This window comes from Velazquezella soli (assembly GCF_977018685.1).
On sequence record NZ_CDRNXF010000004.1, the window covers coordinates 234,192 to 248,418 of the forward strand.

14 protein-coding genes and 1 tRNA gene are annotated in these 14,227 nt (G+C 60.5%); 4 read left to right on the forward strand and 11 right to left on the reverse strand.

Going from position 1 to position 14,227, the window contains the following annotated elements; translation table 11 throughout:
- Positions 1-231 precede the first annotated feature (231 nt).
- On the reverse strand, positions 232-882 hold the full coding sequence (gene msrA, locus AC0JZ8_RS04785; protein WP_062454138.1) for a peptide-methionine (S)-S-oxide reductase MsrA: 651 nt from the start codon (positions 880-882) through the stop codon (positions 232-234).
- 41 nt (positions 883-923) lie between these two features.
- The gene (locus tag AC0JZ8_RS04790; protein ID WP_062578669.1) at positions 924-1,253 is read right to left on the reverse strand and encodes a hypothetical protein; all 330 of its coding nucleotides are present in this window, start codon (positions 1,251-1,253) and stop codon (positions 924-926) included.
- Between the two features lie 187 nt (positions 1,254-1,440).
- Here AC0JZ8_RS04790 and AC0JZ8_RS04795 point away from each other — a divergent pair.
- Positions 1,441-1,530, forward strand: a tRNA-Ser gene (locus AC0JZ8_RS04795).
- A 49-nt stretch (positions 1,531-1,579) separates the two neighbouring features.
- Here AC0JZ8_RS04795 and AC0JZ8_RS04800 read toward each other — a convergent pair.
- Together AC0JZ8_RS04800 and AC0JZ8_RS04805 are read right to left on the reverse strand one after the other, a co-directional pair.
- Positions 1,580-2,587, reverse strand: a complete 1,008-nt coding sequence (locus AC0JZ8_RS04800) for an NAD-dependent epimerase/dehydratase family protein (protein WP_184654241.1) — start codon at positions 2,585-2,587, stop codon at positions 1,580-1,582.
- Positions 2,588-2,650: 63 nt separating this feature from the next.
- A complete protein-coding gene (locus tag AC0JZ8_RS04805) occupies positions 2,651-3,046 on the reverse strand; it encodes a response regulator (RefSeq protein ID WP_062454141.1) in 396 nt (131 codons plus the stop codon).
- 191 nt (positions 3,047-3,237) lie between these two features.
- On the opposite strand from AC0JZ8_RS04805, the gene AC0JZ8_RS04810 reads away from it, so the two are divergent.
- On the forward strand, positions 3,238-3,639 hold the full coding sequence (locus AC0JZ8_RS04810) for a DUF1236 domain-containing protein (RefSeq protein ID WP_062454142.1): 402 nt from the start codon (positions 3,238-3,240) through the stop codon (positions 3,637-3,639).
- A 73-nt stretch (positions 3,640-3,712) separates the two neighbouring features.
- Here AC0JZ8_RS04810 and pncB read toward each other — a convergent pair whose 3' ends face one another.
- The 7 genes from pncB to AC0JZ8_RS04845 all read right to left on the reverse strand — a co-directional run bounded on the left by pncB (position 3,713) and on the right by AC0JZ8_RS04845 (position 12,503).
- Positions 3,713-5,017 (reverse strand): nicotinate phosphoribosyltransferase, encoded by a 1,305-nt coding sequence (pncB, locus tag AC0JZ8_RS04815; RefSeq protein WP_062578663.1) that lies wholly within the window; start codon positions 5,015-5,017, stop codon positions 3,713-3,715.
- A gap of 159 nt (positions 5,018-5,176) precedes the next feature.
- Entirely contained in the window at positions 5,177-5,521 is a 345-nt protein-coding gene (locus AC0JZ8_RS04820; RefSeq protein ID WP_162734897.1) for a hypothetical protein, read from the reverse strand.
- Between the two features lie 108 nt (positions 5,522-5,629).
- Positions 5,630-6,580 (reverse strand): 2-hydroxyacid dehydrogenase, encoded by a 951-nt coding sequence (locus AC0JZ8_RS04825; protein WP_113166898.1) that lies wholly within the window; start codon positions 6,578-6,580, stop codon positions 5,630-5,632.
- A 22-nt stretch (positions 6,581-6,602) separates the two neighbouring features.
- Complete coding sequence (locus AC0JZ8_RS04830; RefSeq protein WP_471891936.1) at positions 6,603-8,231, reverse strand: ABC transporter ATP-binding protein; 1,629 nt, start codon at positions 8,229-8,231, stop codon at positions 6,603-6,605.
- Between the two features lie 4 nt (positions 8,232-8,235).
- Positions 8,236-9,378, reverse strand: coding sequence for an ABC transporter permease (locus AC0JZ8_RS04835; RefSeq protein WP_471891937.1), 1,143 nt, complete (start codon positions 9,376-9,378; stop codon positions 8,236-8,238).
- Positions 9,378-10,460 carry a microcin C ABC transporter permease YejB gene (locus AC0JZ8_RS04840; protein ID WP_113166896.1) on the reverse strand — a complete coding sequence of 361 codons (1,083 nt, stop codon included), beginning with the start codon at positions 10,458-10,460 and terminating at the stop codon, positions 9,378-9,380. The genes AC0JZ8_RS04835 and AC0JZ8_RS04840 overlap by 1 nt, the downstream gene beginning before the upstream one ends.
- A 198-nt stretch (positions 10,461-10,658) precedes the next feature.
- Positions 10,659-12,503, reverse strand: a complete 1,845-nt coding sequence (locus AC0JZ8_RS04845) for an extracellular solute-binding protein (RefSeq protein WP_471891938.1) — start codon at positions 12,501-12,503, stop codon at positions 10,659-10,661.
- A 177-nt stretch (positions 12,504-12,680) separates the two neighbouring features.
- Between AC0JZ8_RS04845 and mepA the strand changes: the two genes are divergently transcribed.
- Positions 12,681-13,745, forward strand: coding sequence for a penicillin-insensitive murein endopeptidase (gene mepA, locus AC0JZ8_RS04850; protein ID WP_471891939.1), 1,065 nt, complete (start codon positions 12,681-12,683; stop codon positions 13,743-13,745).
- Between the two features lie 100 nt (positions 13,746-13,845).
- Positions 13,846-14,220 carry a methylglyoxal synthase gene (locus tag AC0JZ8_RS04855; protein WP_471891940.1) on the forward strand — a complete coding sequence of 125 codons (375 nt, stop codon included), beginning with the start codon at positions 13,846-13,848 and terminating at the stop codon, positions 14,218-14,220.
- Positions 14,221-14,227 lie beyond the last annotated feature (7 nt).

A 14,227-nucleotide genomic window follows, 5' to 3' on the forward strand; every position in this document is an offset into this window, starting at 1 on the left:
TTAGGTCCTCCCGCAGCGCCTCACAAAGGTATCGCTCACGGTCACCTGCCCCCCTCTTCGAAGGCTTGGCTGTCGAATACTCTTGCATGGGTGTTGGAAAATTTCACGAGATTTTTTTCGTTTGGTAAAAAACCACAGGCAGGTCGCAACCCTGCTCAAGGCTTCACCAAATTCGCGCCGGCGTCGCTCAAATCCATAGCGGCCTGGGATGATTTTAGGCAGCCAGCCCGGCTAGGCGACGGGACAGCTAACCCCTGTTCCGCGCAAGCCACAATAGCCGCCCGGGTTCTTCGCCAGATACTGCTGATGGCACTCCTCGGCGTAGTAGTAATTGCCAATCGGCGCGATCTCGGTCGTGATCGAGACGTCACGCCCCGCAGCAGTCAATGCAGCCTGAAACGCGGCAAGCGCCTTGCCTGCCGCAACCACCTGCTCTGCCGACGTGGTATAGAGCGCGGACCGATAGGTCGTGCCGATATCATTGCCCTGCCGCATCCCTTGCGTCGGATCGTGCTCCTCGAAAAACAGCTTCAGAAGCTGACGGTAGGAGACGATCTCCGGATCGAACACGACTTTCACGATTTCCGCGTGCCCGGTCAGCCCGGTTGTTGTCTCGTGATAGGTCGGGTTCGGGGTCAAGCCGCCCGCGAAGCCGACCGAGGTGACATGAACGCCCGGGACTTGCCAGAACAGCCGCTCGGCGCCCCAGAAGCAACCCATGCCGAAATACGCCACATCCAGACCTTCCGGATAGGGTTCCTTCAGCGCGCGGCCGTTGACGAAATGATGGTCCGACGTTGCGACCGGTGTCTCTCTGCCGGGCAGGGCCTTTTCGACCGATGGCATGACAGTTTTCTTGCTGAACATATCGATCAAGAACATTTCAACCTCCCGAGTGAGGCGCGCCTCGCCTGCCTCTTGCCCTATCTAGCAGAAAAACGCCCGAACGGCGCGGGTTTCCTGTATCCGACCATCCAGAAAAACAGTGCCAGCCCGAGAAAGATCGCAAAGGCCGGCTGCGCCAGAACCGGGGCCACGTAGGGACGCCAGATATCCGAGCCTACATAGGAATTGGCGGAAATCTCCGCCATCGTCAGGCCTTCGGGATCGAAGTTCAGCCAGGCATTGCCGAGGCTCGTCATGACGACCGAGGAGGAGGAAACCGAATTGACCGAGTCCATCGTGCCGGCGACGACGGCTGCGATGAGCGCCGCGAGGCTCAAAGCCCGCATCAGAAACCTTACCGTCCTCATCGCAGGCTCCCCTGATGGCACTCAATCGCTGCAGGAAGCAAAATAGTGGCAAGCCTGATCCGTGACAACGCATGACATAAGATTTGTGCAACTGGCGCAAATCGTCCAGATTCCGGTTGATCCTTGCAAATTCATTGGTATATATCGCGCCGACCGCTGCTTCGCCCAAGGCTTGCGTCGGTTTTAAGGACAGGTGGCCGAGTGGTTGAAGGCGCACGCCTGGAAAGTGTGTATACGTGAGAGCGTATCGCGGGTTCGAATCCCGCTCTGTCCGCCATCACTTCCCAACCCAATCTTCAGACTTCCCCCGTTGAACATCCCGAGCGCTAGTCGATCTGGCTGCGGTGTTCCAGATACCATTCGACGAAAGCCCCGACGCCCTCGTTGAGGCCGATCTCGGGTTTGCGGCCGGTCAGTGCGAGCAGCAGGTCGGGGCTTGCGAAGGTGCGGGGGACGTCGCCCTGCTGCATCGGCAGCATTTTCCGTTTGGCCGGCTTGCCCATGATCTTCTCGATCGTTTCGACGAAATCCATCAGACCGGCAGGCTGACCACCGCCGATATTGACGATGCGGAACGGACCCTGATGCGACAGCGTGTCGATACCGGCGACGCGGTTGTCTTCAGACGGAATGATCGACGCGAGATCCACGATCGAATCGACGAGGTCGTCGATATAGGTGAAATCGCGGCTCATCTTGCCTTCGCCGTAGATCTCGATTTCCTGATCCTCGATCATCGCCTTGACGAATTTAAACAGCGCCATGTCCGGCCGGCCCCAGGGGCCGTAGACGGTGAAAAAGCGGAAGGCCGTGGTCGGGATCTTGTAGAGATGGGCGTAGCTATGGGCCATCGCCTCCATTGCCTTCTTGCTGGCCGCATAGAAGGTGAGCGGCTCGTCGGCCTTGTCGGTTTCGCGGAAGGGAATATCCGGATTGGCACCGTAGACCGAGGAGGTCGAGGCCAGCAGAAGGTGGCCGACATTGGCTTCGCGGGCCGCTTCGAGCACGTTCCACGATCCGATCAGATTGCTATCGAGATAGGCCTTGGGGTTTTCGAGACTATACCGGACGCCCGCCTGGGCGGCGAGATGGACGATCACGTCAGGTTTGAATTCGCGGGTTGCCGCATGCAGCGTTTCCCGGTCTTCCAGCATCGCCTCGACGGGGCGGAAGGAGGGAAACTGCACGAGGCCGGCGACGCGGGCTTCCTTGAGCTTGAGGCTGTAATAAGGCGTCATTCCATCGAAGCCGAGAACCTCGTGACCATCCTGGAGCAGACGCCGCGCCAGATGGAAGCCGATAAATCCCGCCGTGCCAGTGATGAAATACCGCATCAATCGTCCCGCAATTGCTTTGCGTAACGTCATAACCGCTTGATGCGGCTATGGACAGACCAATTAGTGGAACAGCCGCAGCCTTGCCGGCGGCGTTCCCTGACGGCCATTCTTGCGATCCACCGCAAACTGGATGAGATCCATGGAGGCCTGATCGGTCAGGGGCTTTGCCATAACGCCCACAACGCCTGAAACTCCGGATGCGACAAGGCCCGGATTGCCGGTGATCATGATGACGATGATGCCGAATTCGGCAAGCGTCTTGGCGATTTCAGGACCCGTCTCGCCGTCTGCCAGCCTGACATCCACGAAAGCGATGTCGGTCTCTCGGGTGTAGTTCAAGGCGACGGTCATGTCGGGTGCAATGCCCACGACGTCGTGCCCGCTGCGATGGACGGCATCCTCGATGTCCATGGCGACAAGCAAGCTGTCTTCGACAATCAGAAATCGGTATTCCACATCAAATTCCTCTGCGCGTTGAAGGAAAACATAGGCGGAAGCGCGGCAGAGGCAAGCCCTGCTCCACATCCGCCGATGCCAAGAGCGCCGCACAACGTTACATCCGGTTACGAAAGGTGACAACCGCTCCGGAACGAGTTTGCGAGTTCTACCGTTGTTAGGCCCGAGCGTATAGAAAAAGGAGAACCACCATGAAGAAGCTGACATTTGCTTCCTGCATCATCCTCGCGACAGCCTTTACCGGCCAAGCCTTTGCACAGCAGGGTACTGTTACAGGCGCCGCAGGCGGCGCGGTCACCGGCGCGATCGTTGGCGGCCCGGTTGGCGCTGCAGTTGGTGGCGTTATCGGCGCCGTTGCCGGGACAGCAATCGACCCGCCACCGCGCGAAGTCGTGACCTACGTCCAGGAACAGCCGCTGCCTACCACCGCCTACAGGGTCGAGCAGCCGATCGCCGTCGGCAAGCGGATCCCGCAGACCGTCGTCGTGACACCTGTGCCGAGCAATCCGAAATACGCGTACACGGTCGTCAACAACCAGCGCGTCATCGTTGATCCGGAAACCAACACCGTGGTTCAGGTGATCGAGCAGTAAGTTCGATCTGACATCACCAAACAGACAAGGCCCGGCGAGCTTCCTCACCGGGCCTTTTTGATTGCGGAAATGACTAGACGACGACCTTTTGGTCGACCCGGTCTTCCTGGCCGAAGAATTTGAGATAGCGCTCGACTTCCGACGGTTCGCCGGTTGCCTTGCGGGGATTGTCGGAAAGCTTGACGGCGGGGCGGCCATTCGCTTCGGTCACCTTGCAGACGACCGAGATCGGCTTGAGACCGGCGATTTCCTGTGGCGCACAATCGGCAAAATCATTGGTGAGGTTTGTCCCCCAGCCGAAGCTCATGCGTGCCCGTCCCTCGAAATGGCGGTAGGTATCGACGATTGCTTCGACATCCAGACCGTCCGAAAAGATCAGCAGCTTTTCTCTCGGATCACGCCCCATCTTGTTCCACCAGGCGATGATCTTTTCGCCTCCTTCGATCGGCGGCGCGCTGTCGGGACGAAAACCGGTCCAGTCGGCAACCCAGTCCGGAGCGTCGCGCAGGAAAGCGGCCGTGCCGAACGCATCGGGAAGCACGATCAACAGGTTGCCGTGATAAAGCCGGTTCCAGTCTTTCAGCACCTGATAGGGTGCCTGACGCAGGTCCTCGTCGGTCTCCGCCAAGGCTGCAGCGACCATGGGAAGTTCGTGCGCGTTGGTGCCGACGGCTTCGAGATCGGAATCCATTGCCAGGAGCACGTTGCTCGTCCCGGTAAAGGCGCCGCCGATGCCTTCCTTCAGGGCCTCGACACACCAGCGCTGCCACATGAAGCTGTGGCGGCGCCGCGTGCCGAAATCGGAGATACGAAGACCCGGAAGCGTGCGCAGACGCTCGACCTTCTCCCACATCTTGGCCTTCGCACGGGCATAGAGCACATCGAGGGTGAAATAGCCGAGCGTCCGCATGGCGGAGCGGGACCGCATTTCGTTGATGATCGCCAATGCGGGGATTTCCCACATCGTCGTCTCCATCCACTTGCCGTGGAAGGTCAGCTCGTATTGGCCGTTATGCTTGGAAAGTTCGTATTCCGGCAGTTTAAAGGTCGACAGCCAGGTCAGGAATTCCGGCTCGAAAATCTGCTTCTTGCCGTAGAAGGTGTTACCGGTGAGCCAGATCATTTCCTTCTTGGAAAGACCGACAGTGCGGGCATGGTCGAGCTGCTCGCGCAAGGCAGCCTCGTCGATTTCCTCGGCGAGTTTGACGCTCGTCGTCCGGTTGATGACCGAAAAAGTCGCGTTGACGTCCGGATAAAGTTTCCAGATCATCTGCAACATCAGCAGCTTGTAGAAATCGGTGTCGATCAGACTGCGTATGATCGGGTCCAGCTTCCAGGTGTGGTTGTAAACCCTGGTCGCAATATCAGTCTTCGTCATGCCTGCCCCTGCCCGGCCAGATGGCCGGCTCCACCCTATCGGCGTCTCGCGAGATTTCGAAACCCTGCGCCAATCCCGGGCAAAGTCTTACCGGCAAATGACTTGGCAAGTCCAGAACGCAATTCGGCCGCGAGATCGCGGCCGAACGAGACGGGCCAATCATGGATTTCCGGAGGGACGATCATTGGTTGTCGGGGCCTGCGGCTGGGTGACCGGCGCGTTGCTGGGTGCTGCGCCGGTGGAGTTGCCAGGTGTCGTGCTGCCGGCCGGCGGCGTCGCGGTCTGCTCCGTCGGGGCATCCGTCGATTCGCCCCACCACTCGGCGCCGCTCCAGGCGACGACCGCAAGAACGAGACCGCAGACCAGCACGATCAGCATCGGACGGCCGTAGGAGCCCTGGCGCGCTTCGGTGGCAGTTTCCTGCACCGGTGCGCCGTTCGGGTTGGAACTTGTGCCGCGCGAAACGTTCGGTGAGGGTTTGTCGGCATCGAAACGGGTGTTCATGATCACTCCTCCATTGCCGGCCTCATCGTCGTCGAGCCGGTCCATGCCAGCTAAACCGCGGGTTGGTGCGAATGGTTCCGTTTCGGCCCCGAGGGATCGGAACAGGGGCTAATAGCCGGCTGTGCGGTCCACGACGTGCTGCAGTGCCTCACCGGCTTCGAACCGCTGCATCTGCACCTCGGCATTGCGAAACAGTGCGCGGATATCCGATGCGGAGGCTGCATGCGGCGTCACGATGACGTTGTCCATGGACCAGAAAGGGCTCTCCTTCGACAATGGCTCCTGTTCGAAGACATCCAGTGACGCTCCACCCAGCATGCCAGTCTCGAGCGCCGACACGAGATCGGCCTCGACCTGGCTGCCGCCGCGGCCGGCGTTGATGAAGACCGGTTTGCCAAGAGCGCCGCCCTGGCGAAGTTTTGCAAACAGCGAGGAATCGAACAGGCCGCGGGTCTCCGGCGTCAGCGGCAGGAGGCCGACAAGGATATCGGTGCGGCCGAGAAATGCATTCAGCCCATCGGCATCGAACGTCTCGACGCCTTCGATCACTTTGGCACTGCGTGACCAGCCGACGACGTTGAAGCCCATTATCTTCAGCTTGGCGACGGAATCGAGACCGAGCTTGCCGAGACCCATGACGCCGACCGTCAGGTCCTTCGCCTCCGGCTGGGCGAGCTCGCGCCACTCGCTGCGACGCTGCTGGGCAAGGTAGGTCGGCATCTGTCGCAGATGACTCAGCGCCTGCAGCACGACCCATTCGCTCATGCGTGTCGTCAGGCTCTGGTCGACGAAGCGGACGATCGGGCGATCCGGCAGTCCGGGTGTGGCCAGGATTGAATCGACGCCGGCGCCGCCGGAAAAGAGCACGTCGAGGTTCGGCGCGCGCTGGAAGAGATCGACATCCGGCTTCCACATGACCGCATAGCGCGCCTGGGACAGATCCGCCGACTTGTCTGCGGCATGCAGGATGGTTCGCCCGGGAAACGCTCCCTCAAGGGCCGCGTGCATTTCACGCTGCTCGAATTTGAGATCGATGACGACCGCGCCTTTTTCGGACATGTCCTGTTCCCGGATTTTGAGATTACTGATTGATGGCGCCGGCTTCGACGGCTTCCAGGTTGAAGGCGGCGGCCATCAGGGCGCGGGTATAATCCTCGCGGGGTGCCCGGAAGATCTGATCGGCCGGGCCCTCTTCGACCACCTTGCCGAGCCGCATGACGATGACGTGGTTGGCGAGCGCCTTTACCACCTTCAGGTCATGGCTGATGAAGAGGTAGGCGAGGTTATGCTTCTTCTGCAGGTCGCGCAGAAGATCAACGACCTGCGCCTGCACGGTCATGTCGAGCGCCGATGTGGGTTCGTCGAGCATGACGAAGCGCGGCTTCAGCACCATGGCGCGGGCAATCGCGATACGCTGCCGCTGGCCGCCGGAGAATTCGTGCGGGTAACGCCAGCGCGTGGCCGGATCGAGTCCGACTTCGCCAAGCGCCCAGACGACGCGGGCATCGCGCTCGTCGGCTGAAAGCTGGCTCTCATGGACCTTGAGACCCTCGGCAATGATTTCGCCGACCGGCATGCGCGGGCTGAGCGAACCGAACGGATCCTGAAACACGACCTGCAGCCTGTCGCGGAACGGGCGCATCTGCTTGAAGGAATAGTTGCCGATATCGTTGCCGATAAAAACGATGCGGCCTTCAGACGAAATCAGCCTTGCGAGCGCCAAGCCCAGCGTCGTCTTGCCGGAACCGGATTCGCCGACGACGCCGAGCGTTTCACCGGCGCGCAGCGTCAGGTCAACGCCATCGACGGCCTTGACGTGATCGACCACCCTGCGCATGAAACCGGCCTTGACCGGGAACCAGACACGGATGTCCTTGCCTTCCATAACCACAGGACTTGCCGGATCGACGACCGGCGGTTCGCCGCGCGGTTCGGATGCCAGGAGGTGCTGCGTATAAGGGTGCTGCGGCTTGGTAAAGACGTCCTCGACGCTGCCGGCCTCGACGATCTTGCCCTTGGTCATGACGCAGACGCGATCGGCGAATTTGCGCACGATGCCGAGATCATGGGTGATGAACAGCATCGACATGCCGTGCTCGCCCTTCAGCGCGCGCAACAGATCGAGGATCTGTGCCTGTACCGTGACGTCGAGGGCCGTGGTCGGTTCGTCGGCGATCAGCAGTTTCGGCCGGTTGGCAAGCGCCATGGCGATCATCACGCGCTGGCGCTGGCCGCCCGAAAGCTCGTGCGGATAGGCCTGTAGGCGCTTTTCCGGATCGCGGATACCGACCTGGTTCAGCAGTTCCAACGTACGATCCCGCGCCGTCTGGCCGGAGACGCCCTGATGCAGGTCGAGGATCTCGCCGATCTGCTTCTCGATCGTGTGAAGCGGATTGAGCGACGTCATCGGCTCTTGAAAGATCATCGTGATGTCGTTGCCGCGCACGCGGCGCAGGTCAGGTTCCGATGCCTTCAGGAGATCGCGGCCATCAAACAGGATCTCGCCGGAGGGATGGCTTGCCGCTGGATAGGACAGAAGCTTGAGGATGGAATTGGCCGTTACCGACTTGCCGGAACCGGATTCACCGACAAGCGCCAGAACCTCGCCCGGGTTAATGTCGAACGACACCTTGTCGACGGCAAGCGTCGTTGCGCCGCCCTGATGGAAGGCGACGGAGAGATCATGCACGGAGAGAAGCGGTTCGGTCATGGTTTCACCCAAACGTCTTTCTCGGATCGAAGGCATCGCGCACAGCCTCGCCGATGAAGATCAGCAGCGACATCATGATCGACATCGTGAAGAAGGCCGTGAGGCCGAGCCATGGAGCCTGGAGGTTGTTCTTGCCCTGGGCGATCATTTCACCCAGCGACGGCGATCCGGCCGGCATGCCGAGGCCCAGAAAGTCCAGCGAGGTCAGTGTCGCAATCGAGCCCGACAGGATGAAGGGCAGGAAGGTCAGGGTCGCGACCATCGCATTCGGCAAAAGGTGCCGATACATGATCGTGGCATTGCCGACCCCCAAGGCGCGGGCAGCCCGGACATATTCGAAATTGCGGGCGCGCAGGAATTCCGCACGCACGACGCCGACAAAGCCCACCCAGGAGAACAACAGCATGATGCCGAGCAGCACGAAGAAGCCCGGCGGCAGGATGGCTGCGATGATCAGCAGGATATAGAGGACCGGCATGGACGACCAGATCTCGATGAAGCGCTGCATCAGAAGATCGACCCAGCCGCCGAAATAGCCCTGAATGGCGCCTGATGTCACGCCGATGATGGCCGAACAGATGGTGAGCGCAAGGCCAAACAGGACGGAGAGACGGAACCCGTAGATCATCCGCGCCGTCACGTCGCGCGCCTGGTCATCCGTGCCGAGCCAGTTGAGGTTGCCGAGGCTGCAATTGGGATCCTGTGTGCCCTGCGGATAGGCCTTGCAGCGTTCATCGGCAGACATCAGCCAGAAGGGTTTTGTCGGCGCCGAATGGGGGATCTGCGAATTCACCGTTTGATAGGAATAGCGGATCGGCGGCCAGATCATCCAGCCATTGGCCTCGATTTCCTGCTGGATGAAGTCGGAGCGGTAATCCGTCGTGGCGAGAAAGCCGCCGAATTTCTCTTCCGGATAGTCAATCATCACCGGATAGAGGATTTCGCCCTTGTAGGACGCAATGATCGGCCGGTCATTGGCGATGAACTCGGCGGACAGCGCCAGAACGAACAACACCATGAAGATCCAGAAGGACCAGAAGCCGCGCTTGTTGGCACGGAAATTGGCCAGCCGTCGCCGATTGGTCGGCGACATCAGCGGGCGCTTGACGGGGATTGCCTCGGACGGTGTCACGGCAGGTGTCTGCATCACACGTCCCTCCGCTCGAAATCGATGCGCGGATCGATCCAGGTATAGACGAGGTCGGAGATCAGGCTGACGACAAGGCCCATCAGCGAGAAGATGTAGAGCGTGCCGAACACGATCGGATAATCGCGGTTGATGATGGAGAGGTAGCCGAGGCGGCCGAGCCCATCCAGCGAGAAGATGTTCTCAATCAGCAGTGAGCCGGTAAAGAAGGCCGAGATAAAGGCGCTCGGGAAACCGGCGATGACGATCAGCATGGCGTTGCGGAAGACGTGGCCATAAAGCACCTGCCGCTCGTTGAGACCCTTGGCGCGGGCGGTCGTGACATACTGTTTCTTGATCTCGTCGATAAAGGAATTTTTGGTCAGAAGCGTTGTCGTGGCAAAGGCCGATAGCGACAGCGCGATCAGCGGCAGCGTCAGGTGCCAGAAATAGTCGATGATCTTCTGCCACCAGGTGAGCTGGTCGAAATTATCAGAGACGAGGCCCCGCAGGGGGAACCAGTCGAGGAAGGAACCGCCTGCGAACATCACGATCAACAGGATGCCGAACAGGAAGCCCGGAACCGCATAGCCGACGATGACGATGCCCGACGTCCAGACGTCGAAGGTCGAGCCGTCCTTGACCGCCTTGCGAATGCCGAGCGGGATCGAGATCAGATAGGACACGATCAGAATCCAGAAACCGAGCGAGATCGACACCGGCAGCTTGTCGATGATCAGGTCGATCACGGACGTGTTGCGGAAGAAGCTTTCGCCGAAATCAAAGCGCGCGTAGTTCCACATCATGTCGAGGAAGCGGGTGAGTGGCGGTTTGTCGAAACCGAACTGCTGCTCGAGCTTCTTGATGAATTCCGGATCGAGCCCCTGGGCGCCGCGATAGCGCGATTCATCGCCACCGCCGCCCTGGCCCATCATATCGCCACCACCGGACAGGCGGTCGCCGCTATCCTGTCCCTGAACCTGCGCAATGATCTGCTCGACAGGCCCGCCGGGCGCGAACTGCACGACAAGGAAGGAGATTGCCATGATACCGACCAGCGTCGGGATCATCAGCAGCAGGCGACGAAGAATATAGGCGCCCATCAGAGCACCCTGCTTTGCGGCTGCGGCCCGACGCCGGACAAAACTCCGGACGCACGTCCGCTTCGCACGTCTGCTGGGACTGCTCTCGCATCACCGAAATCCGGCGCAGGGGTCAAACGGCAATCCTCATCGTAGGTGCGAATCAATCGGGTCATTTGGAACAGGTGGCGTCGCACGGCGCAAGCCTTCCGACGCGCATCACTTGGATGCGGTTTTCGACCACCAGATATCCGGAAAGCCGATGCCGTATTCCGGCAGGTTCGCAGGCCGGTCGAACTTGTCCCAGTAAGCAATGCGCATCGCCATCATGTAATAAAGCGGCACGACATAGTGGTGGGCCAGAAGCACGCGGTCGAGAGCGTGGGTGGTCGCGATCAGTTCAGGCCTGTCCTTGGCGAAGATGATCTTGTTGATCAGGCTGTCGATGGCCGGATCGGCGATACCCGCATAGTTGCGGCTTCCTTCCATCGCGGCGGATTTCGAGCCCCAGTAGAACAGTTGCTCGTTGCCGGGATTAAGTGTCTGCGCCCAGATGCTCCAGGTCATGTCGTAATCGAAGCTGCGCGCCCGGTTGGTATATTGCGCAGGATCGACCGTGCGGACTCGGGCATCGATGCCAATGCGCTTGAGGGTCTGGGTATAGGGCAGAACGATGCGTTCCAGCTGCGGGCTGCTGAGCAGGATCTCGAACGAGAACGGCGCCCCGGTCTTGGCATTGACCAACCTGTTGCCCTTCAGTTCCCAGCCTGCGTCCTTGAGCAGTCCGACGGCCTTGCGCAGATTGTCGCGCGCCTTCTGGGCATCGCCGGCTACGGGGTTCTCATATGGAGCGGTGAAGACGTCTGCGGGGACCTTGTCCTTCATCTCGTTGAGGATTTCCAGCTCGCGGCCCTGCGGGAGGCCGGAGGAGGCGAGTTCCGTTCCGAAGAAGAAGCTGTTTAGACGGACATACTGACCGTACATCACGGTGCGGTTGATTTCCTCGAAGTCGAAGGCAAGGTTCAGCGCTTCGCGAACACGCTCGTCCTTGAACATGTCGCGGCGCATGTTGGGCACCAATGCCTGCATGATGCCGGTCGCGCGGAACGGGTTGGGCAGCTCCTCGCGTTTGACGCGGCCTTCCTTGAAGGCCGGGAAGTCGTAGCGCGTCGCCCAGCGCGTCGCCTGATTCTCCTGCCAGAAATCGACGGTGCCGCCACGGAAGGCCTCGAATTCGACGTCGCGGTCCGCGAAATAGGTGTAGTTCACCGTACGGAAATTGTTGGTACCAACATTGACCGGCAGCGCCTTGCCCCAATAATCGTCACGCAATTCGTAGCGGATGGTTGAGCCCGCCTGGTAGCTGGCGAGCTTGTAGGGCCCGGACCCGACGACCGGCTCCAACGTCGTCTTGGCGATGTCGCGCTTTACCCCCTGGGCATTCGCACCTTCCCACCAATGTTTCGGCACGATCATCAGCTGACCGACGATCGACGGCAGTTCGCGGTTGTTCTTTTCGTCGAAGCGGAAGGTGACCTCGCGGTCGCCGGTCTTTTCCGCGGCAGTCACGTGATTGTAGTAGCCCGCCTGGACCGGATTGAGTTCCTTGATCTTCTCGAACGTAAAGACGACGTCTTCGGGGGTGACCGGCTGTCCGTCCGACCATTTTGCCTCGGCCCGAAGCCGGAAGGTTGCCGACGCCACGTCATCCGGATAGCTGACGCTTTCGGCCAGCAACCCGTAAGAGGTGGAGACCTCATCCTCGCTCGGCTTCATCAGCGTGTCGAACACCATCGGCAGGCCGGTCGCGGGCTGGCCCCGCAGACCAAGAACGGGGTTGAAACTGTCGTAGGTTCCGTCACTCGACATATTGAGCGTGCCGGCCTTGGGAGCTTGCGGATTGACGTATGGAAAGTTGGGAAAGTCCGCAGGCAGTTTCGGTTCGCCCATCAGCGTGACGCCATGCCGCCATCTGGTGCCAGCATCCTGTGCCGCAACGGATGTGCTGAGGACCGCGACTGCCGCCACGGTTACAAAACCCATCTTCCACCAAGCCAAGCCCATGCAACATCCCTTTGTCATTCGTATTGCAGTGAAGCATAGGGCAAATAACAGCAAAAGACAGGCAGCCGCTGTCACAAGCGATTTATCCGCGAAATCCGGCACCGGTTGCGATCTCCATTTCAACAAAATCGCATTTCACGGTAGAAGAAGGACTGATTTGATTTGCGGCGGATGTGCATGAGACCGATTTCTAAGACCATTCTGGGCCTGGCTGCTGCCGCTTTGTTTTGCGGCGCGATTTCCGAACCGACGTTCGCCCAGGAGGAAAGGACCGCCAAACAGCTGTTCGGTTCCGTTAAACTGCCCAACCGAGGCGATGCCGAACCGCTCGGCTTTTATGCCAAGGGCTGCCAGTCCGGCGCCGTGGCCTTGCCGACGGACGGGCCGACCTGGCAGGCGATGCGCCTTTCGCGCAATCGCCGCTGGGGCAATCCGGCGATGATCTCCCTGCTGGAACAGTTCTCACGCGATGCGGCCGGTCTCGGCTGGGGCACGGGCATTCTGGTGGGTGACATCTCGATGCCGCGCGGCGGCCCGATGCCAAGCGGCCATGCCTCGCACCAGATCGGGCTCGATGCCGACATCTGGTTCACGCCGAAGCCGCAGCGGCCACTTTCGCCGGCGCAGCGCGAAGACATTCCGTTCACCTCGATGCTGGACAAGAGCAAGTTCCTGACCGTCGACAGCCGCCGCTGGAGCCCGACCCATGCCCGTCTTGTAATGCAGGCTGCCAGCTATCCGCAGGTGCAGCGCGTTTTCGTCAATCCGGCAATCAAGAAGAAGCTGTGCGAGACCTGGACCGGCGACCGGAGCCTGCTTGGCAAGGTGCGGCCGGTTTACGGCCATGATGAACACTTTCATATCCGCATGAACTGCCCGCCGGGCGCTGCCGGCTGCGAACGCCAGGCATCGACGCCTTCCACCGACGACTGCAACAGCAAGGCGCTCGCCTGGTGGTTTACCAAGGAGCCTTGGGCGCCGCCGAAGCCTGCGGATCCGAACAAGAAGCCGGTAAAGCCGCGCCAGGTTATGCTGTCCAACCTTCCCAGGGCCTGCGCTGCGGTTCTTCGCGCCCCCTCCCGCTCCGAGCAGGACGCGACTTTCCAGGGTGGCGGCGGGATGGCCTACTCTCCATCGGTACCGCTTCCTGCCGCGGCCAGCAGTCTGGATACGATGACGGACGGCGATATGCCCGGCCCGGGCTCCGACGTTCCGCTGCCGAGCCCGCGTCCTTCGCGCTGACCGGGATTCCGTCGGGACCATCTTTTCTTCCCGCCGGAGGCAGGCTAGAAGGCCAGCATCAATCGCAGCAATCCGATCGACGGCTTTGCAGAGGAATTCCATGTTGACGCTTCCCTGCATCGCGCTTATTGCCCACGACCTGAAGAAGGACGAGATGGCGGAATTTGCGCGCCGGCATCAGGCGGCACTATCCAAGTTTCGCATCGTCGCGACCGGTACGACCGGCGGCCGCGTGCTTGAAGCTGCTCCCAATCTCGATGTCACACGCCTGAAAAGCGGTCCGCTTGGCGGGGACCAGCAGATCGGCGCGATGATCGCAACCGGCGAGGTGGGCATGCTGATCTTCTTTATCGATCCCTTGAGCGCGCTTCCCCATGACGTCGACGTCAAGGCGCTGACGCGGCTTGCGACCGTCTACGATATCCCGATGGCGCTCAACCGTGCCACGGCCGAAAAGCTTGTTGATTTCCAGTAGGAGGAGA

What these genes read in the sequence shown, in the direction of transcription:
- msrA (WP_062454138.1), bottom strand. Translation starts at nt 882, where the DNA reads ATGTTCTTGATCGATATGTTCAGCAAGAAAACTGTCATGCCATCGGTC.
- AC0JZ8_RS04790 (WP_062578669.1), bottom strand. Translation starts at nt 1,253, where the DNA reads ATGAGGACGGTAAGGTTTCTGATGCGGGCTTTGAGCCTCGCGGCGCTC.
- AC0JZ8_RS04800 (WP_184654241.1), bottom strand. Translation starts at nt 2,587, where the DNA reads ATGCGGTATTTCATCACTGGCACGGCGGGATTTATCGGCTTCCATCTG.
- AC0JZ8_RS04810 (WP_062454142.1), top strand. Translation starts at nt 3,238, where the DNA reads ATGAAGAAGCTGACATTTGCTTCCTGCATCATCCTCGCGACAGCCTTT.
- pncB (WP_062578663.1), bottom strand. Translation starts at nt 5,017, where the DNA reads ATGACGAAGACTGATATTGCGACCAGGGTTTACAACCACACCTGGAAG.
- AC0JZ8_RS04820 (WP_162734897.1), bottom strand. Translation starts at nt 5,521, where the DNA reads ATGAACACCCGTTTCGATGCCGACAAACCCTCACCGAACGTTTCGCGC.
- AC0JZ8_RS04825 (WP_113166898.1), bottom strand. Translation starts at nt 6,580, where the DNA reads ATGTCCGAAAAAGGCGCGGTCGTCATCGATCTCAAATTCGAGCAGCGT.
- AC0JZ8_RS04830 (WP_471891936.1), bottom strand. Translation starts at nt 8,231, where the DNA reads ATGACCGAACCGCTTCTCTCCGTGCATGATCTCTCCGTCGCCTTCCAT.
- AC0JZ8_RS04835 (WP_471891937.1), bottom strand. Translation starts at nt 9,378, where the DNA reads ATGCAGACACCTGCCGTGACACCGTCCGAGGCAATCCCCGTCAAGCGC.
- AC0JZ8_RS04840 (WP_113166896.1), bottom strand. Translation starts at nt 10,460, where the DNA reads ATGGGCGCCTATATTCTTCGTCGCCTGCTGCTGATGATCCCGACGCTG.
- AC0JZ8_RS04845 (WP_471891938.1), bottom strand. Translation starts at nt 12,503, where the DNA reads ATGGGCTTGGCTTGGTGGAAGATGGGTTTTGTAACCGTGGCGGCAGTC.
- mepA (WP_471891939.1), top strand. Translation starts at nt 12,681, where the DNA reads ATGAGACCGATTTCTAAGACCATTCTGGGCCTGGCTGCTGCCGCTTTG.
- AC0JZ8_RS04855 (WP_471891940.1), top strand. Translation starts at nt 13,846, where the DNA reads ATGTTGACGCTTCCCTGCATCGCGCTTATTGCCCACGACCTGAAGAAG.